The organism is Novosphingobium ovatum (genome assembly GCF_009909235.1).
GTDB lineage: Bacteria > Pseudomonadota > Alphaproteobacteria > Sphingomonadales > Sphingomonadaceae > Novosphingobium > Novosphingobium ovatum.
Genome location: NZ_JAAAPO010000006.1, coordinates 41473 through 61362, shown reverse-complemented (window position 1 = coordinate 61362; position 19890 = coordinate 41473). Strand labels below are relative to the sequence as shown.

Below are 19890 nucleotides of genomic sequence, written 5' to 3'. Positions count from 1 at the left end.
TGGCGGATTCGCGGCGGCGGACGGCTGCGCCCAATCCAGACCATAATAATGGGAGGGATAGAGTGAAGACATTCCGTTCGCGTTATCTGGCGATGTTGGCTGCCAGTGCTGTCGCTTTTCCTGTGACGGCCGCGGCACAGGACGCCCCTGCTCAGGGTGGCCTGTCTGATATTGTCGTGACCGCTCGCCGCAAGGTGGAAAACATGCAGGACGTGCCCGTGGCCGTCACCGCGATTTCCGCCGCGCAGATCCAGAAATATGACATGACCAATCTGGAGAAGATCTCGACCCAGACGCCGCAGTTCACCATCGGGCGCGCCTCGAACGGTTCGGGCGCGCAGTTGACGCTGCGCGGCATCGGGTCTTCGGCCAGCTCGATCGGCATCGAGCAGTCGGTGGCGGTCATTCTGGACGGTGTCTATTACGGTCAGGGCCGCGTCATCAACGAGGGCTTCCTGGATCTTGGCAGCGTCGAAATGCTCAAAGGGCCGCAGGCGCTGTTCTTTGGCAAGAACGCCACGGCTGGTGTGATCTCGCTGAAAAGCGCTGATCCGACCACCCATGCCGAATATATGGCCCGCGTCGGCTATGAAATGAAGGCGCGCGAAGTGGTGGGCGAGGTGATGGCCTCGGGCCCGCTGTCCGACACGCTGGGCATCCGCGTGGCGCTGCGCGGGTCCAAGATGTTTGGCGGCTATTTCGCCAATGGCGGTCTGAACAAGACCTATTCCACCTTTGACGTGGCGACCGGCATCACCACCCCGCATTTCGCCCCCGCGCTGACCAGCGACAACCCCGGCGCGCGTGCCCTGATCGGCCGCGTGACGTTGCAGTACAAGCCGACCAGCCGTCTGACCATGACGCTGCGCGCCAACGCGTCGATGGATGACAACGACAACAACAGCTGGAACTATGTGCCTTATGCCTGCGGCAATCCCAACGGCACCTTTGGCGCAAACCCCTCGATCCGCTGTGCCAAGACGTTCACTGTCTATCAGAACTATTTCCCGGCCGATCTGGCAGGCGCCAACCCGTTCTCGCGCGCGGATGGCAGCCTGTACAATCAGTACCGCAGCTGGGCGATCACCGGTCAGGTGGATTACAGCCTCGATCACCTGAACCTGACGCTGATCACCAACTATAACAAGAACGTCAACCAGTGGGCCTGCGACTGCACGATCGTTTCGGCCGCCGATCCGCTTTCGGCCCCATCGACCGAGCATTCGGTGTACAACGCCTTCTCGACCGAATTTCGCGCCCAGACCAAGTTTGACGCGCCGGTCAACCTGATGTGGGGCGTATTGTACCAGTCGACCAAGCGGAACCACACGCAGAGCGGCTCGTTCGGTGGCATTTCGGACAGCAGCGCGCCGGCAGCCTACAAATATCTGGGCTATTACAAGCGGTCGGAAACCGATGGCGAGACGATCACCACCTATGGTCAGGTGGAATGGAAGATCGTGCCCAATGTCACTGCCGCCGCGGGCGTGCGCTATACGCACGAGACCAAGGACAGCTATCTGACCCACCCCTATATCAACCTGGCGCTGCAGGGCCTGTTCCTGCAAAACCGCCCGGTTGTGGCCAATCAGGCGTGGGACAACTGGTCGCCCGAAGCCACGCTGACGTGGAAGCCGACGCGTGATCTGACGCTGTATGCCGCGTACAAGACCGCCTACAAGTCGGGCGGTTTCTCGAACTCGGGCTTTGTCAGCGCGACGACGGTGGCCAGCGACGTCGCGTTCAACCCGGAAACCGCGGCCGGCTTTGAAGTGGGCTTCAAGAGCACGCTGATGGACCGTCAGCTGCGCCTGAACATCGCGCTCTATTCGTACCTGTACAAGGATCTGCAGGTCGACTTCTTCAACGCCACGACCTTTGCCTTTATCACCACCAATGCCGGTGGCGCACGGACCAAGGGCGTCGAGGTTGAGTTCGAATATGCCCCGCGCGCGGTGGCCGGGCTGAACGTGCATGGCTCGGTCAACTATAACCGGGCGCGTTACACCAACTATGTCGCGCCTTGCTATGGCGGGCAGACGGTGGCGACGGGTTGCGGCGCGGGTGGTTTGACCTTCCATGGCGCGGACGCGCAGAACCTGTCGGGCACGCCGACGGCGGTGGCGCCGGACTGGACCGGCTCGCTGGGCATCAGTTACGAGGCCGAGGTGTCGCGTGGCTGGAAGAGCGGCTTCTCGATCGATGCGCGCTATTCGGGCGCCTATCTGGCCTCGGCCTTTGGCAAGCCGAACTCGCGTCAGGACGCCTATGTCTCGCTGGATGCGTCGCTGCGGTTGAAGACGGTCGATGACCGTTACGAAATCGCCCTGATTGGCAAGAACATCACCAACCGCTTTATCGTGGGCGGGGCGATCGACGCGCCCAACAGCGCGGCCGACACGCTGGGCTTTGTCAATCTGCCGCGCACGGTTCAGCTGCAAGGCACCGTTCGCTTCTGATCCTCCTTTCGGGCGCTGTGCGATGGCATGGCGCCCGATCCTCTTTGCCGCAGGACCCCCATGGACAAGATCGAAGCCCTGATCGCCCGCGATGAGATCCGTGCCCTTTCGGGGGCCTATATGCGTGGGCTGGACCGGCGCGATGCCGATCTGATGAAGGGCGTGTTCTGGCCTGATTCCACCACCGATTATGGCTTTTATCAGGGGCCGGGGGCGGAATTCGTAGACTTTGCCCAAACGATGCTGGCCGATCATCAGGCAAACCTGCATATGCTGGGCCAGATCAATATTGATCTGGACGGGCCGCGCGCTTTTGGCGAAGTCTATTACTTTGCCTGGCACCGGGTGGAGGACGATGGCGTGCCGACCGACCTGATCATCGCGGGCCGTTATGTCGATCGTTATGAACAGCGCGATGGCGTGTGGAAGATCGCCCATCGCAGCGAGCTGATCGATTGGGTGCGATCAGACCCCGCCAGTGAGCATTACCTGGCGCGCATCCCCGGCGCGTTGTTGGGCGGCCACGGTGCCGCCGATCGTTCCAGCCAGCGCGACTGGCTGGCTACCGCCTGATTTTTCAAGCAGAAAGAATGACAATGTCGGATAACAGGATTGCGTTGGTCACAGGTGCGGCTTCGGCTGCGGGGCTGGGTTTTGCCATGGCGCGCCGTTTGGCGCTGACCGGGCATACGGTGTGGCTGACCGATCTGGATGGCGATGCCGCACAGGCGCGCGCCGCCGAATTGCGCGCTGATGGTCATGACGCGCATGGCATGGCCCATAACGTTACCGACCGCGCCAGTTGGGACGCGGTGATGGCCGCGGTCGGTCCGCGCCTGAACGTGCTGGTCAACAATGCGGGCATTGCTGTGCTGCACAAGATCGAAATTCTGGAACCCGAGGACTGGACCCGGCAGATCGAGGTCAATCTGTCCAGCGTCTATCTGGGCTGCCGCGCGGCTTTGCCGGCATTGCGCGCGGCGGCGGCCGATACGCCCAAGGGTGCTTCGGTGGTCAATATCTCGTCGGTTGCGGGGTTGGTGGGGATTGGCGGGGCCAGCGCCTATGCCGCCAGCAAGGGCGGCGTGCGCCTGCTGAGCAAATCGCTGGCGATGGAATGGGCGCGTGAAGGCATCCGCGTCAATTCGGTGCACCCCGGCGTGATCTGGACCGAGATGCAGCAGGTGGCGATCCGCGACAATCCGGCGCAGTATGACGCGATCAACGCCTCGATCCCGATGGGGCGCATGGGCGAGCCCGATGACATCGCCCAGATGGTGGCGTTTCTGGCCAGCGACGCGGCGGGCTATGTCACGGGCGGCGAATTTGTCGTCGATGGCGGCCTGACCGCGCAATAATCCGCTACATAGATTACGGCCCCGCGAAACCCACAAAAAGGCGGGGTCGTAACGGTTTTATCCGCGCTCCATACCGGTCGCGGAACAGACAGGGAGAGGCATCATGAGCTTTCGCGGGCCGCTGGCTGATCGCGTCGCCATCCGGGAATTGATCGAGACCTATGCGCATGGGGTGATGACCCGTGATGCGGATCTGTGGGGGGCGACCTGGACGGACGATGCCTATTGGGCCTTGCCCGAATTCCCTGATCTGGGCGGTTTTTCCGGCAAGGCGGCGATCGTCGAGGGCTGGGTTGGTTCGATGAAGGTCTATGGCTTGGACAATTGCACCAAGCCGATGATCTATGTCGCCACCCCCGGCAGCATCGTGGTCGAGGGCGATACGGCCACAGCGGTGGTCTATACCAGCGAGATTTTTGACGATCCCACCAGTGGCAAGCGGCTGCGGGTGCGGGGGCGCTATGACGACGAACTGGTTCGCGCGGGCGAGGGCTGGCTGTTTCAGCGCCGCACCTATCGCACGATGCTGGTGGAATAGACGGCATAAAACACAAAAACGGGAGAGAATATGCTGACAGCTTCGATGACGCGCACGGTCGTGATGGTGGCTTTTGTGGTGGTGACGCAGGTGGCCGGTGGCGCCTTGCTGGGGCGCACGCAAGGGTTTCAGGTGCCAGTTTGGACGGCGGCCTGCATCGCGGTCTATACCGCCTCGTTCTACATGCTGGCTCGGCTGATCCAGTCGGGCGTGGCGCTTTCGCTGATCCTGCCGGTGCTGGCGGCGCTGGTGCCGCTGGGGACCATTCTGGTCGCCACCACGCTGCTGGGTGAAACGGCCAGCTGGGCGCGGATCGGGCTGTTGGTGGTGGCCTGCGGGCTGATCGGTACTGCCGCGACGCTCTGACAGACGACAGTCTTGCCCCCTTGGCGGAGGGGGTATGGCGCGCGTGCAGCCTTTCCTCCCAAGGGCTGCGCGCGTTGTCGCGCGTGGCCCTATCCGGCCCGGCGTTTAGTCGCCGTACAACCCTTTGAGCACCTGCGCGATCAGCTGGTTCAGGCGCGCAATGCGCTCCGGGCCCAGCACGTCGCCCATGATTGACATGCCCATATGGGCCGCCACCGCCAGATCGTTGGCCAGCTTCATCTCTTCCCAGTGGTCGCGCCATTGGGGAAAAGATTCGATCATCTCTGCCACCCAGACCTGATCGTAACGCCGGGCGGCGGGGCCGAAATGTTCCAGCAATTCAGCATCGCTGCGCGCCGCAACGGCCAGTTCCAAATAGGCGGCATATTCGCGGGTCTGGACGCTGCGCCAGTGCGCCTGAGTGGCAATGGCGACCAGCTGCTCTTCGCCTGCCTCGCTGATCTGGCCCAGATAATCCTCCAGAAACAGGCGCATCCGGGCATAGAACACATGGTCCACCACCGCCGCCACCAGCGTCATGCGCGTGGTGAAATGGTGCTGCATCGCCCCGCGTGACACGCCGGCGCGGGCGGCGGCCTTGTGCGTGGTCAGCCCGGCATAACCGCCTTCCAGCAGACAATCGATCCCGGCTTCGATCAATTGCAGACGGGTGCGCGCGCTTTTTTGCTGCTGCCAGCTTTGCGGATCGGCGGCCAGATCGGCCGGTATCAGTGCGCGCAGCATGCGTTGTTGCATCGTCGGTGGAGACATGAGCGGCCTTATATCGTGATTCTGTCTGACGTGCATCGCCCTGACGCAGCTTCTGTCACCTGTGCAAAGGTTCAGTAGGCGGCGCAAGCGGGGTGTGAAAAAACATTCCGGTTGGACTGTTATTTAGAAACAACGCTCAGGCCAACACCCTTGGGAGGGGGAAACATGACAAAATATACCAAGATCCGCTGGATTTGCGGCCTGTCGGCCGTTGCTATGGCTGCGTCGGCTCAGACCGTATGGGCCGCCGAAGAGCAGCCTGCGGGCGGCGCTTCTACGGGTGGCATCGCCGAAATCGTCGTCACCGCGCAAAAACGCGCCGAAAAATTGCAGGACGTGCCGATCTCGGTTGCGGCCGTGGGCGCCGCGCAGGTCGAGGCAATGCATGCCGTCAACCTGCAGGGCCTGCAAGGATCGGTGCCCAACGTTGAGATCGGCACCTTTTCGAACACGCCCAATACCGCCGTGTTCACCATCCGTGGCATCGGCGTGATCGAGCCTGACCCCTATGCGGGCAACACGGTGGGCATCGTGGTCGATGGCGTGCCGCAATATTTCTCGATGGGCGCGTTGCTGGACCTGTTTGACGTCGAACGGATCGAGATCCTGCGCGGGCCGCAGGGCACGCTGTTTGGCGCGAACACCACCGGTGGCGTGGTCAACGTGTTGAATCAACAGCCCAAGATGGGCAAGTTGGGCGGCAAGGTTGATCTGAGCTATGGCAATTACAACCACCTGACCGCCAGCGCGGTGCTGAATACGCCGCTGGGCGAGGGTTGGGCGGCGCGCTTTGGCATCAGCCATGACCAGCGCGATGGCTATGTCACCAACGTGGTCGATGGCCGCGACATGGGCCGCCGCGATGTGACGCTGTTCCGCGGTTCGTTGCGCCATCAGTCGGGCAATTTCGACGGCACGCTGACGGCCGAATATGACATGGCGCGCAATGGCTCGCCCATCGTCGTGGCGGGCGATCTGCCCGGTGAGGCCGAATATGTGCCCGCCGGTTTTCGTGGCATGTACACCTCGCCCTGCGCCCCTGCGGGCAGCCGCTGTGTTGCCCCGTCGCAATATTATTCGGCCCGCGATGGCGGTGCGCTGGGCGATACGCCCGACCTGTCGAACATGGACACCTATCGCATCGGTCTGACGATGAAGCTGTCGGATACGGCGCTGGGCGATCTGACTTCGGTCACGGGGTACAAGAAGTTCAAGCTGTTCGAATATACCGATCAGGACGGTACGCCGGTGTTCCTGATCGACACCCGCCGTGGCACACGCGGGTGGCAGTTCAGCCAGGAATTGCGCAGTGATTTCAAACTGTCCGACCGGATCAACGTGACGCTGGGCGGGTTCTTCCTCAAGGATCACTATGATCACTATCAGGATCTGCGCATCGATTTTGCCGGCGGCGCGACCTATGACATGACCACCGGCACTGTCACCAAGGGGCTGACCGGCCTGTATCAGCGCAACCTGCAGGATCAGGACAACGAGTCGATCTCGGCTTTCATGCAAAGCTATTTCAAGGTGACCGACAATCTGCGCCTGCAGGCCGGTGTCCGCTTCAGCCATGAGCGCACCTCGATGCTGGCCTCGACGCTGACCAGCCTGGCGCTGGGTGGGGTGACCACCTTCGACGGCACCTCGCCCACGGGTGTGGCCAATACGGTTCTGGGCGTGGTCGCGCCCAAGCGCGGCACGAAAAGCTGGGACAATGTCGGCTGGAAGCTGGGCTTTGACTACAAGGTCGCGCCGGACGTGATGCTGTACGGCTATTGGGCGCGCGGCTTCAAATCGGGCGGCTACACCGGCCGCATCGGTATCGAGCAGGATCTGGGGCCCTATAACCCCGAGCATGTTGACACCTTTGAGGCGGGCATCAAGAGCGAGTTTCTGGACCGCACGGTGCGCGCCAACCTGTCGGTGTTCAACACCAGCTATCGCGGGATGCAGTTGGCACAGATCTACTTTGTCGGGTCGGGCGCCAGTCTGGTTCAGGGCAACACCATCCTGAACGCGGCCCGTTCGCGCATTCGCGGGTTCGAGGCCGAACTGACGCTGGCCCCGACGCGCGGGCTGCAGATCACCAGCTCGCTGGCCTATCTGGATGCCAAGTACAGCCAGTTCGACTATCTGCTGCCCAGCGGCGCCACGACCAGCCTGGCGGGCAAGCGGCTGCAGAACGCGCCGGAATGGGCCGCGACGCTGGGCGCTTCGTATGAAGCTCCGGTCAGCGACACCGTGATGGCGCGGTTGGCGTTCAACTATGCCTTTACCGGCGAAAAGCTGCTGACCTCGATCATCGATACGCCGCGTGCACGGGTGCAGCCGCAACACATCGTCAACGCCAACTTCGATCTGAAGATCCGCGACCACTACACCGTCAGCCTGTGGGCGACCAACCTGCTGGACAATCGCTACATCAATTCGGTGTTCGATGCGCCCGGCACGCTGGGCCTGACGAACTATGCGCAGCCGCGCATGTTCGGCGTGTCCTTCAAGGCGGAATACTGACGTTATCCTCCCTTGCCCCGGTCGAAAGACCGGGGTCTTTTTTCACGGGAACCCTATGCCGACATTGCAGACACTGGCTGCGCGCGATCAGATCCTGAACACGCTGGCCATTCACAGTCGTGGCGTCGACCGGGCCGATGCCACTTTGCTGGGCGCGGCCTATCATCCAGGCGCAACGGTGGATTACGGCTTTTACGCTGGCCCTGCCGAAACGCTGGTGGCCATTCTGGCGCAGGCGCAAAAGGACGCGCCGCCCACCACCCACCGCACCTGCAATTGCTGGATCAAGGTGGATGGCGACCGGGCGGTATCCGAATCCTATGTCATCGCCCATGTCGAGGACGCCCAGACCCAGCGCATGGTGCTGGGCCGCTATCTGGACCGGCACGCCTGTATCGATGGCCAATGGCGCATCACGCATCGCCAATATGTGATCGAGGGCAATACCAACCGCCCAAACACCGCCCAGCGCGGCGATGGCGCGGCCGATCTGGCGCATTACGTGGCGCAGGGGGCCAAGCGTGCCGCCGATCCGGGCCGTGCCGTCCTGGCGCTGTATGCCGCCGAGGCGGCGGCCCAAGCTTCACATTCTGGAGAGCCAATCATGACCGATCCCAGCGAAACGCAGATCCTGAACGCGCTGGCCCGTGCCGAATTGCATGACCTGTGCATGGCTTATGCCCGCGGGGTGGACCGTGCCGATGAAGCGCTGCTGGCCTCGATTTTCAGTGAGGATTCGGTGGTGGTGACCGGCGCGGTCAATGGCAGCGGCGCGGAATTTGCCCGCCAGATCTGCGCCTTTGTCAGCACGCAACTGGACCTGTGCTTTCATTCGGTGGCCAATGAATGGTTTGAAATCAACGGTGACGAGGCCGTGGGCGAGCATTACGCGCTGGCCCATATGGTGATGAACGGGCAGGATATCATGACCGGCGGGCGCTATCTGGACCGTTATGTCCGGCGTGACGGCAAGTGGTTGATCCGCAACCGTACCTTCGTCACCGACTGGAACACCACCCACCCCACGTCGCTGGAACGCGGCGGCTTTTACGAGGCGCTGACCAATTGGGGCCAGTTCGGCAAAGGCGATCCAGTCTATGCCCATTGGCACAGCCTGAACGCGGTTGCCGCCTGAATTTCACGCCAGACAAGGATAAAAGACATGGGCAAGATGCAAGGCAAGGTCGCGCTGATCACCGGCGGGGCTTCGGGATTGGGGGCGGAAGACGCCCGTGTGCTGGCGCGCGAGGGGGCCAAGGTGGTGATCACCGACATGCAGGCCGATCTGGGCCGCGCGGTGGCGGCCGAATTGCCCGACGCGCTGTTTCTGGAACAGGACGTGCGCGACGAGGCGCGCTGGCACGAGGTCGTGGCGCAGACCATCGCCCGTTATGGCCGGCTGGACACGCTGGTGAACAACGCCGGTCTGGTGCGCTTTGGCACGGTTGAAACGCTGCCCTATGACGAATTCCGCCTGCAGGTGGACGTGATGCTGGCAGGCACCTTTCTGGGCTGTCAGGCCGCGATCCCGCATATGAGCAAGGACGGGTCGGGCTCGATCATCAACATGGCTTCGGTCGGGGGGATGAAGGGCATCAGCACCATCCCCGCCTATGCAGGGGCCAAAGCTGGCGTGATCGGCATGACCAAGTCGATCGCCATTCATTGCCGCGAACAGAATTATCGCATCCGCTGCAACTCGATCGCGCCGGGCGGGATTGTCACGCCGATGACCGCGCAGGCATTGGCGCAATTGCCGCAGGACAGCGCCGGGCTGGACCAGATCCAGAACCACGGCATGGGCCAACCGATCGATATCGCCAACATGGTGCTGTATCTGGCCTGTGAGGATGGGCGGCACATTACGGGCACCAATATCGTCATCGACAACGGCGAAATCGCGGGCTGATCGGGCGCTGGCCAATCGAACAGCTTGCCAGCGGCGTCCATCTGCGGGCATAAAACAATCCAATCGGAATGTTTTGAGTCGCGACAATATAGGGAGAGGTCTGATGTTGAACCCCATTCTGGAACATGGGCTGCCCAGCGCGCCCGCTGATGAGGCCGATCTGGCCGCGATTCGCTGCCCCGCGCCCAGCGTGCAACAGATCGTTGGCGCCGATGTGATGCCGCCGCCCCCGGTGCTGACCTTTGAACAGCCCGCCTATCTGGGCAGCGCCCCGGTTTCGGTCGACCGCTATTTCTCGCAGGACATCTTCGACGCCGAGATCGAGAAGATCTGGAAGAAGACGTGGCAATGGGTCTGCCGCGAGGACCACATCCCCGAGCCGGGCGACTATTACACCTATGAGGTGGCGCATCTGTCCTATGTCGTGGTGCGCCAGCAGGACGGCAGCGTGAAGGGCTTTGTCAATTCCTGCCTGCACCGCTCGACCAAGTTCAAGAAGGGCGAGGGCATCGGCGCTGGCCCCAACCTGCGCTGCCCCTATCACGGCTGGACGTGGAACAATGACGGCAGTCTGGCCCAAGTGCCCTGCGCATGGGACTTTGCCCATGTCGACCCGGCCAAAACCCGCCTGCCAGAGGTAAGGATTGGCCAATGGGGCGGTTTCATCTTCCTCAACCCCTCGCAGGACGGGCCGGGGCTGGAGGAATACCTTGCCCCGTTGATCGACCACTTCAAGGATTGGGACATCGCGGGGCGCTATGTCTCGGTGCATGTGGCCAAGGAATTGCCCTGCAACTGGAAGACGGCGCAGGAAGCGTTCCTGGAATCCTATCACGTGCTGGAAACCCACCCACAGCTGCTCAAGGGCGTGGGCGATGCCAATGTGCAGTATGACTGCCATTCGGACCATGTGACGCGCTTTTACGCGGCCAGCGGGGTGAATTCGCCGCATCTGGCCAATCCGTTGTCGGAACAGGAACTGCTGGCGACCATGATCCTGGGCGACAAGGATTCGCGCGGGGACGGGTTGATTGTGGGTGAGGGCGAGACCGCCCGCACCGTCATGGCCCGCCACCTGCGCAAGGTGATGGGCGAGGTCTATCAGACCGACCTGTCAGCCGTGTCCGACAGCGAGATGATCGACACCATCGAATATCACATCTTCCCGAACATGGTGCTGTTCCCCGGCCTGTCGCTGCCGATGGCCTATCGCTTCCGCCCGATCGGCAGCGATCCCAACCGCACGCTGTTTGAAATCCTGTTCCTGCGTCCCAATCCGTCCGATGGCCGCGCACCCGAACCGCCCGAACCCTATCGCGTGGCCGAGCAGGACAGCTATGCCAGCGCGCCCGGTTTCGACCCGGCGATGGGATACGTCTATGATCAGGACACCGACAATCTGCGCGCCCAACAGGAAGGTTTCCGCGCGAGTGCGGTGGGCGTTCAGCATCTGGGCAATTATCAGGAATCGCGCATCCGCCATTTCCAGATGGTGATCGACAAATATCTGAACGCGGAAGGGTAAGCGGCATGGCTTTTGACATGGAAGCCGAGCTGCGCGACCTGTGCGCGCGGCGCGATATCAACGATGCGCTGTGCCGTTACATGCGGGGGCAGGACCGGTTGGACCCGGTTCTGCACCGCAGCGCCTTTCACGATGACGCGTGGGTGGATTGTGGGCTGATGAATGGCACGGCCGACGAATTCGTTGCCTTTGCGCAGGGGTTTCTGGCCGATATCGAGGGTAGCCAGCACATCATTGGGCAGGTGCAGTTGTCGATCAACGGCGATGCGGCCAGCGGTGAGGTCTATTTCTATGCCTGGCACCGCATCACCGAGGAGGGCGAACCCAAGGATCTGATCGTCGCGGGGCGCTATATTGACGAATACGCCTGCCGTGATGGCGATTGGCGGATTGTGCGGCGGCGCGAACTGATCGATTGGGCGCGCACCGATCCGGCGGCCGACGCCTTTCTACAGGCACATGACCTGCCGCGCGGGGCACGGCGCGGGGCGGATTTCGGCCAGACGCGCGACTGGCCGGTCTGACGCGGCCTATTGGGCTTGGCGGCTTTGCCGCTGGTCAGGCGTGGCGCTGCAACAGGTCCAGCAGCGCCGCGCCATAGGTCTCCAGCTTGCGCGTGCCCACGCCCTGCACCTGCCCCAGCGCCGAGAGCGTGTCGGGGCGGTGCTGGGCAATCGCGCGCAGGCTAGCATCGTGAAAGATGACATAGGGCGGCACTTTCAGCTCTGCTGCCGTGTCGCGCCGCCATTGGCGCAGCGCGTCAAACAGCGGATCACCCACCGGATTGGCACTGTCGCTGGCCCCGCGCCGGTTGCGGCGCTCGGCGCTGCGGGCGGGCGGCAGGGTGATCGCCACGTTTGCCTCCCCCTTCAGGATGGCGCGGGCGTCACCGGCCAGCCTGATCGCACCATGCTCGCTGGTTTCCAGACTGCCGCGGGCCTGCAACGCGCGGGCCAGCGGGCGCAGCAATGGGGCCTCGTCCGGCCCAACAATGCCAAACACGCTCAACTGGTCATGGCCGCGCGCGGTGATGCGCTCGTCCGCCACGCCGGTCAGCACCTTCTCGACATGGCCCAGGCCAAAGCTTTGCCCGGTGCGGTAGATGGCCGAGAGCAGCTTGCGCGCCAGTTCGGTGGTGTCGGTCACATTGGGCGGCGACAGGCAATTGTCGCAATTGCCGCAAGTGGCGGGCGCGTCCTCGCCAAAATGGCGTCGCAGCAGGGCGCGGCGGCATCCGGCAGTTTCCACCAAACCGGCCAGTGCGTTCAGTCGGGCGCGTTCACCGGGCAGGCGCGCTTCCTCCATCTCGTTCAGGCGCAGGCGGGCGCGGGCAAAATCCTCGGCCCCCCACAGCATCACCGCCACCGCCGGATCGCCATCACGGCCCGCGCGGCCCGTTTCCTGATAATAGGCCTCGATGGATTTGGGCAGGCCGGCATGGGCGACAAAGCGCACGTCGGGCTTATCAATGCCCATGCCAAAGGCGATGGTGGCCACCATCACCATGTCCTCGCTGGCGACAAAGGCGGCCTGATGGGCGGCGCGCACATCCGCGTCCAGCCCGGCGTGATAGGGCCGCACCGCGCGGCCCGTGGTGGCCAGCGTCTCGGTCAAGCGTTCCACCTGTGCACGGGTCTGGGCATAGACGATGCCGGGGCCGGGGTGATCGGCCAACAGGCGGCGCAATTGCTGGGCCGGATTGTCGCGCGGGGTAATGTGGTAACGGATGTTGGGCCGGTCAAACCCGGCAACGATCAGCCCATCGTCCGGGATACCCAATTGCATCAGGATATCGGCGCGGGTGTGCCCATCGGCGGTGGCGGTCAGCGCCAGACGCGGGACATGTGGCAGGCCGTCCAGCAATGGGCGCAACAGGCGATAGTCGGGGCGGAAATCATGGCCCCATTCGGACACGCAATGCGCCTCATCAATGGCAAAAAGGCTGATCGGGGCATTGGCCAACAGGTCGTGGAACTGCGGCTGGCTGGCGCGTTCGGGGGCGACATACAACAGGTCCAGATCCCCGTCGCGCAGCCGGGCGATGGTTTCGGCCCGGTTGGTATCGACGCTGGTCAGGGCGGCGGCGCGGATGCCATTGGCGGTGGCGCTGCGCAATTGGTCGTGCATCAGCGCGATCAGCGGGCTGACCACCACGCAGGTGCCGGGCCGCATCACGGCGGGCAATTGATAGGTCAGCGATTTGCCCGCGCCGGTCGGCATCACCGCCAGGCTCGATTGCCCGCGCAGCACGCGCCCGACCACCGTTTCCTGCACCCCGCGAAACGCGGCAAAGCCAAAGGTCGCCTGCAAGGCGCGGCGCGCATCGTCCAGCATCACGTCAGAATCGGTCCCGTCCATCGCCGGGCTGCTAACACACTTGGGCGCGCGCACCTATTGCGACACGGTGTAAGGGGTTGCATCTAGCGCAAGAGGCCAGCTTCCAGTATGGCGACGCCCGCTGCGGCGCGCCAAAGGCTCGGCGGGCGGGGACCTGAACAGGAAGTGGCGGACAGTTTCTATGACGAGTGAGCGTGTTCTGATTGCCGGTGGCGGCATTGGTGGTCTGGCGCTGGCGCTGACCCTGCACCAGATCGGCGTGCCTTGCGTGGTGTTTGAAAGCACGTCCGAGCTGCGCCCGCTGGGGGTGGGGATCAACCTGCAACCCAATGCGGTGCGCGAACTGGGCGATCTGGGCATTGGCGAGGATGCGCTGAACGCGGTGGGCGTACCGGCCAAGGAATGGGCGCTGGTCGGCCTGAACGGGCGCGACATCTATTCCGAACCGCGCGGCAAATCGGCCGGTTATCACTGGCACCAATATGCGGTGCACCGGGGCAAGTTCCACCTGTTGCTGGCCCGCATCGTGGCCGAGCGCATCGGCGCGGAAAACCTGCGCCTGGGGCAAAAGGTGACGGCCTATCACCAGACCGCCGATGGCCGCGTGGTGGCCGATATCACCACCGCCGATGGCCAGCAATTGCAGGAAACCGGCCGTCTGTTGATCGGCGCCGATGGCATCCATTCCAGCATCCGCGCGCAGATGCACCCCGATCAGCCGCCGATCCGTTGGGGCGGCACGCTGATGTGGCGCGGCACGGCCAAGGGCGTGCCGATCCGCACCGGCTCGTCCTTCGTCGGGCTGGGCACGGATCGCCACCGCGTCGTGCTGTACCCGATTTCGGCCCCGGACGAAAACGGGCTGGCCGATATCAACTGGATCGCCGAACAGACCTATGACGCGACCCACGACTGGACCAAGACCGGCTGGTTCCGCCCTTGCGAACTGGCTGATTTTGCGCATGAATTCGATGGTTTCGTCTATGATTGGCTGGATCTGCCAAAGCTGTTGGCAGGGTCGGATGTGGCCTATGAAAACCCGATGATCGACCGCGATCCGATCCCCACCTGGGTGGATGGTTCGGTGGCGTTGATGGGCGATGCGGCGCATCCGATGTATCCCACCGGATCGAACGGCGCGTCGCAGGCGATCATCGACGCGCGCGTCATGGGCAGCCTGTTTCTGGAGCATGGCGTGAATGCCGCGGCGCTGGCCGCCTATGATGCAAAGCTGTGTCAGCCGGTCGGCCAATTGGCGCTGCGCAATCGCGGAGCGGGGCCGTTTGGCCTGCTCAAGATGGTGGACGAACGCTGCGGCGGCACGTTTGACAATATCGACGATGTGATCCCGGCTGACGAACGCGCCCAGTTCATGCTGGCCTATCAGTCGGCGGCAGGCTTTGCCCGTGATGCGCTGAATGGCGCGCCGCGCACCATCCTCGCAGGCGCCCGTGTGGCCGAACAGGTGGCCGATGCAGCCGACGCTTGAGCATGTCTGCGACTTTGCCATCGATCTGACGCCCCCGCGTGAGTTGGGGGAATGCGGGGCGGGCACGCGCCGCATCATCCCCATCGTCGGCGGCAGCGTCAGTGGGCCTTTGCTGAACGGTCGCATCCTGAACATCGGCGCCGATTGGCAGACGGTGCATGGCGATGGCGTGGCGGTGCTGGACGCGCGCTATGCGGTGGAAACCGATGACGGCGCGGTGATCGAGGTGATCAGTCAGGGTATCCGCCACATGGCCCCCGACGTGGCCGCCCGCGCGGCAGCGGGTGAGGACGTGCCTTTCACCGACTATTACATGCGCACGGCGATCCGGCTGGAGACGGGGCATCCCGCCTATGCCTGGGTCAACCGTGCGCTGTTTCTGGCCAGCGGGGGGAAATCGGGGCGGACAGTGCGCCTGTCTATCTATCGCATCGATTAGGGGCGATCCACCGGGCGCGCGTTGGCCCGCAGCAACCGCACCACCGCCATGCCCAGCACGCCCGTTCCGGCCAGCAATGCCCCCCACAGCGCCAGCTTGCGTGGGGCAAAGGGCCAACTGGTGCCCTCTCCGCCCAGATCGACGAAGGTCTCACCCGCGCCGGTGGCCGCGACCTGTGCCCGCGGATATGTCCCCGGATTGGGGGCAAGGTCGCTGGCGGCAAACAGGGCGGGGGCGGCATCGGCATGCCCCACCGCCAGCCGATAGGGCGCGGCCCCGTTGAACGCCACCAACAACGAGACCGGCTCCAGCGCCAGTGCCAGCGCGGGCGGGCGCGACCATCCGGCGCTGCGGGGGTCGGCCTCCAGCAGCAATTGGCGCGGGGCGATGCCCTCCAGCGGCAGTTCGGTGGCCTTGGCCCCCTGACGCAACACCCCCACGGCCAGCGGTGTCCACGGCGCCTCGGCACTGTCGCGGCCCATCAGGCGCAGCGGCACCACGCCATCGGCCCCGGTCATCGCCACACGCACCGCGCCCGGTTGCAGCGCCACCGGCAGGGTGAAAGCCATCTGTTGCGCCGAGCCTGCGGGAATGCCGCGCGCCGTCACCCACAGGCGGGGCGGGGCGGGCGTGTGGCTGGTGATCAGCGTTGCGCCCTGCACCGCGCCGGGCGGTGCGCCCTGCCAACGCAACCGCACATAGCGCCCTTGCAACGCCACATCGGGCAGGGCGATCCGCCCGCCGCCCAACAGTTCAGGCCCGGCGCCGGGGCGCAACAGCACCGCATCGGTCAGCGGTGTCCAGCTTTTCAGATCGGGGCTGCTGGCGATCTCCACTGTCACCGGACGCGAGGGCGGCAGATCGGCGTCCAGCCGTACCGCCACCGCCCGATCGGCCAGCGACCGGGTGTCCAGCAAGACCTGCGCCGTCGCCGCCGCGCCGGCCGCAGGGCCTTGTGTCGCGACCGTCAGCCTGCGCCCGGCTTGATCCACCTGTACCGAGACCGCCGCGCCATCGGCCGCCCGATCCTCGTTGATGGCGATGGCGGGCAGGTGGATGGCATTCTGGCTGGCTGCCGCGGGCTCCATCCGGGCGATCGAGAGTGGGCGGCCCTGTGCGTCATAGACGCGCACGTCACCCATGTCGGCCCGGCGAAACGCCAGCAATGCCGCCACCGGCAGATCCAGCCGCGCGACCCCGGTGCCCGGCGCGGTGACCGGCAGGTTCAAGGCAAAGTCTTGCGGCCCGGTGGGGGCCGCCCTCGGCGCGCCACAACCCGGCAGAGCCAGCGTCAGGGCCAGCGTCAGGGCGATGGCCGCGCGCTTCATGCCGCCGCCTCGGCCGAGGTTGATGGGCGGGGCGGCAGCGGCACGAAATAACCGATCAGCAACATCAATACGCCCACGCCGATAAAGGCGATGATCCGCGCCAGCCCCTCGACGCGGGACATGTCGACCAGCACCAGTTTGACCACCACCGCGCCCAACAGCACGGCCCCCGCCATCCACGGCAGGCGTTCGGACCGCCGTTTGGCCCACAGCATCAGCCCCAGCGCCATCGCCGCCCACAACAGCGCGTATCCGGCCTGTACCACCGCACTGCTGGCCAGCGTGCCCGCGTCCCAGCCGATGCCAAACAGGTGGTGCGCCGTGCGCAGCCAGACCGTGTTGACCAACACAAAGCCTAGCGCCGCCAGTCCGCCCAGCCCGGTTGCCCCCGCGATCTCCTGCGCCAGAGGATCAAGATCGCGCGCGGTCTGCAACATCTGCCGCCACAGCGCCAGCGCCGCCAGCGCCAGCAGCACCGACAGATCGACCGGATTGACGATCGGGATATAGGGCAGGGGGGCGGTCACACCTTGGGCCAGCAGGGCCGTCACCAGCGCGCCGCCATAGGTCCCCATCGCCAGCAACAGCGCCGCGTGCCACCAATAGGCCCGCGCATAGGGGCGCAGCGGCCACCTTTGCCCGTCCGTATCACTGTGCCCTGCGGCCGCCCCGGCCCAGCGCGTCAGCGCGATCAGCATCGCCACACAGGCCACCAGATAGCTGACCCCTGCCCATGAACTGTTCCACAACTCCGCGCGATCAATCCCCAGCCACAGGGCATCGGCCACCATCGCCGTCAGCCACAAAACCCCGCCGACATGCAGGGCGTGGGTCCAGCCATCGTCAGGCTGACGATACAGCATCCACAGATGCAGCCCGGCCATCACCAGCCAACACGCCGCATCGGGCAGCATCAGCCCATGGCGGCCCAGCCCCAGCATCCCGGCCAGCCCCACCACCATCAGCGGCAGGGCAATCCGGGCGGGCCATTGCGCCACCGCCCAGTCGCGCGCCCGGCCAAAGGCCTGTGACAGCGCCATCAGTCCCATGATCGCCAGGACCGCGCCATACAATTGCATATGCCCAGACAGCGCGGGCATCGGCGGCAGGTCGGCGCTCGTTGTGGGCAGTCGGCGGTTGACCTCGGTCAGGATGGCGATGCAGGCATAGCCGAAACCGGCCAGAAACCACAGCGGCTCCATCGCCTGTTCCGCCCGCGCATAGGCTGTGGCCGCCGCCGACCCGCTGTGCGGCAGGGGCGCGCGCATCTGCCACGCGGTGAACAACAGCGGCAGCGACACCACCAGCGGCCGCAGGAACCCGTCATGCAGCAGCGGCCACGCCCCGACCGGATCGGGCAGCGTGACCAGCACCAACAGCCCGGCCACCGCTTGCAACATCAGCCCGAAACAGCGCGGCATCCAGCGACCTTGGCGCGCGCCTACCCAGAACGCGCCCGCGCCTTCCAGCGCCCAGACCGCCGATGTCCATTCCATCTCCAGCGCCAGCGGCACGGCCAGCGTCACAAAACCCACGCCGATCGCCAGCATGCATTCGTTGAGCAGCCGCATCGCCGGATCGCCGCGCCGCATCGTGACCGCGCTTACGCCGACATACAGCGCGCCAAACCCCAGCGCGGCATAGGCAGATCCAAACGGCCAGTCGTGCACCAGCCCGATTTGCAGGCCAAAGCCCACCAGCGCCGTGCCGAACAACAGCGTGTTATCGGCGTAATTGCCCAGCGGGCCCGGCGTGTTGTGGGCATACAGCACCGCCATTGCCAGATAGATCGCCACCGAAAGGATCAGGAACGCCTGACACAGGGCGTAATGCTGGGCGCTATAGCTGCCAAAGCCCCATGCCAGCGCCAGCGCAAAGGTGGCGACAAAACCCAGCAGATTGATCGCCCGCCAGCTTTTGACCCGCGCGATCACCAGCACTGCCAGATTGAGGATGGTGATATAGGCAAACAGCCCCAGCGGGGTTTCGGCGTGCCCGCCCAGCAGCACCGGCACCGCATAGCCGCCCAGAAACGCGGCAAAGGCCATCACCAGCGAATCCTGCAACAGCGCCAGCCCACAGCCCAGCGCCGCAAACAGGATCATGAATACAAAGGCGGCGGCGGGCGGCAGAATGTCATATCCCCGCGCGGCGGCGAACACGACCAGATACAGCACGCCCACCCCCGCGCCTTGCAGCGACAGGCTAAATCCGGGGCGCTCCAGCCGCTGTTTCAGCCCGACCGCCAACAGCGCCACGCCAATGGCGGCGATCGAGGCAAGCCGCGCCTCGATCGGGAACAGCCCGGCCATCGCGGCGAAACGCGCCAGAAACACCAGCCCCAGAAACAGCACGATCAAGCCCACCCGCACGATCGTGTTGCCCCCCAGCAGCCACGCCTTCAGCAGGTCCAGCGGAGAGCCGGGTTGGGCCACGGGGGCGGGTTGGGCCACGGGGGCGGGTTGGGCCAAGGGCGTGGGCATATAGGCCGCCTGCGCCATCGGCACACTGGCGGGCTCTGCCGGGGGGATGCGTGTCGCAGGTCGGCTTGACGGGTGTTGGGCGGATGGTTCAGGCGCCACATCGCGTTCGGGCACGGCCTGCGGCGTGGCAACGGGCGGGCGGGCGGGCGTTTCACGGAGTGTTTCGACCGGGGGAGGCGCTGCCGCGACCGGCAGATCCGCCAGCGCCGCCTGCACCGCCTGCGCGATTTCGGCCCGCAGTTCCGATCGCAGCCACAGGCCCAGCCCGCCGCCGACAATCCCGCCGCCAAGGATGCTGGCCAATCCCAGCCCATTGCCCCAGCATGCCACCAAGGCGCCAGCCACCGCGGCCCAGTACACCAAACCCATTT

16 protein-coding genes are annotated in these 19890 nt (G+C 64.7%); 12 read left to right on the top strand and 4 right to left on the bottom strand.

Going from position 1 to position 19890, the window contains the following annotated elements; all coding sequences use genetic code 11:
- Positions 1-62: 62 nt before the first annotated feature.
- From GTZ99_RS14645 to GTZ99_RS14625, 5 genes are all read left to right on the top strand, one after another.
- Positions 63-2459 (top strand): TonB-dependent receptor, encoded by a 2397-nt coding sequence (locus tag GTZ99_RS14645; protein WP_320076693.1) that lies wholly within the window; start codon positions 63-65, stop codon positions 2457-2459.
- Positions 2460-2519: 60 nt separating this feature from the next.
- Positions 2520-3032 (top strand): nuclear transport factor 2 family protein, encoded by a 513-nt coding sequence (locus GTZ99_RS14640; RefSeq protein ID WP_161720192.1) that lies wholly within the window; start codon positions 2520-2522, stop codon positions 3030-3032.
- Between the two features lie 17 nt (positions 3033-3049).
- Positions 3050-3817: an SDR family NAD(P)-dependent oxidoreductase gene (locus GTZ99_RS14635; protein WP_161720190.1), complete on the top strand. Its 768-nt coding sequence runs from the start codon at positions 3050-3052 to the stop codon at positions 3815-3817.
- A gap of 103 nt (positions 3818-3920) precedes the next feature.
- Positions 3921-4355, top strand: a complete 435-nt coding sequence (locus GTZ99_RS14630) for a nuclear transport factor 2 family protein (RefSeq protein ID WP_161720188.1) — start codon at positions 3921-3923, stop codon at positions 4353-4355.
- A gap of 30 nt (positions 4356-4385) precedes the next feature.
- Positions 4386-4721: a DMT family transporter gene (locus GTZ99_RS14625; protein ID WP_161720186.1), complete on the top strand. Its 336-nt coding sequence runs from the start codon at positions 4386-4388 to the stop codon at positions 4719-4721.
- Between the two features lie 105 nt (positions 4722-4826).
- Here the strand turns inward: GTZ99_RS14625 and GTZ99_RS14620 are convergent, their stop codons facing one another.
- Positions 4827-5465 (bottom strand): TetR/AcrR family transcriptional regulator, encoded by a 639-nt coding sequence (locus tag GTZ99_RS14620; RefSeq protein ID WP_227711386.1) that lies wholly within the window; start codon positions 5463-5465, stop codon positions 4827-4829.
- Between the two features lie 192 nt (positions 5466-5657).
- Here GTZ99_RS14620 and GTZ99_RS14615 point away from each other — a divergent pair, with 192 nt between their 5' ends.
- The 5 genes from GTZ99_RS14615 (at position 5658) to GTZ99_RS14595 (ending at position 11967) form a co-directional block, all read left to right on the top strand.
- On the top strand, positions 5658-8009 hold the full coding sequence (locus GTZ99_RS14615; RefSeq protein WP_161720182.1) for a TonB-dependent receptor: 2352 nt from the start codon (positions 5658-5660) through the stop codon (positions 8007-8009).
- 55 nt (positions 8010-8064) lie between these two features.
- The gene (locus GTZ99_RS14610; RefSeq protein WP_161720180.1) at positions 8065-9144 is read left to right on the top strand and encodes a nuclear transport factor 2 family protein; all 1080 of its coding nucleotides are present in this window, start codon (positions 8065-8067) and stop codon (positions 9142-9144) included.
- Positions 9145-9171: 27 nt separating this feature from the next.
- Entirely contained in the window at positions 9172-9918 is a 747-nt protein-coding gene (locus GTZ99_RS14605) for an SDR family oxidoreductase (protein WP_161720178.1), read from the top strand.
- 103 nt (positions 9919-10021) lie between these two features.
- Positions 10022-11443: an aromatic ring-hydroxylating oxygenase subunit alpha gene (locus GTZ99_RS14600; protein WP_161720176.1), complete on the top strand. Its 1422-nt coding sequence runs from the start codon at positions 10022-10024 to the stop codon at positions 11441-11443.
- A gap of 5 nt (positions 11444-11448) precedes the next feature.
- Positions 11449-11967: a nuclear transport factor 2 family protein gene (locus GTZ99_RS14595; protein WP_161720174.1), complete on the top strand. Its 519-nt coding sequence runs from the start codon at positions 11449-11451 to the stop codon at positions 11965-11967.
- 34 nt (positions 11968-12001) lie between these two features.
- Here GTZ99_RS14595 and recQ read toward each other — a convergent pair whose 3' ends face one another.
- Positions 12002-13801 carry a DNA helicase RecQ gene (recQ, locus tag GTZ99_RS14590; RefSeq protein WP_227711385.1) on the bottom strand — a complete coding sequence of 600 codons (1800 nt, stop codon included), beginning with the start codon at positions 13799-13801 and terminating at the stop codon, positions 12002-12004.
- Between the two features lie 160 nt (positions 13802-13961).
- On the opposite strand from recQ, the gene GTZ99_RS14585 reads away from it, so the two are divergent.
- On the top strand, positions 13962-15269 hold the full coding sequence (locus GTZ99_RS14585; protein ID WP_161720172.1) for a flavin-dependent oxidoreductase: 1308 nt from the start codon (positions 13962-13964) through the stop codon (positions 15267-15269).
- Positions 15253-15708, top strand: coding sequence for a DUF3237 domain-containing protein (locus GTZ99_RS14580; RefSeq protein ID WP_161720170.1), 456 nt, complete (start codon positions 15253-15255; stop codon positions 15706-15708). Before GTZ99_RS14585 ends, GTZ99_RS14580 begins: the two co-directional genes overlap by 17 nt.
- On the opposite strand, the gene GTZ99_RS14575 is transcribed toward GTZ99_RS14580, so the two are convergent.
- Together GTZ99_RS14575 and GTZ99_RS14570 are read right to left on the bottom strand one after the other, a co-directional pair.
- Positions 15705-17036 carry a DUF3999 family protein gene (locus tag GTZ99_RS14575; protein ID WP_161720168.1) on the bottom strand — a complete coding sequence of 444 codons (1332 nt, stop codon included), beginning with the start codon at positions 17034-17036 and terminating at the stop codon, positions 15705-15707. The genes GTZ99_RS14580 and GTZ99_RS14575 overlap by 4 nt on opposite strands.
- On the bottom strand, positions 17033-19888 hold the full coding sequence (locus GTZ99_RS14570) for a DUF2339 domain-containing protein (RefSeq protein WP_161720166.1): 2856 nt from the start codon (positions 19886-19888) through the stop codon (positions 17033-17035). The genes GTZ99_RS14575 and GTZ99_RS14570 overlap by 4 nt, the downstream gene beginning before the upstream one ends.
- Positions 19889-19890 lie beyond the last annotated feature (2 nt).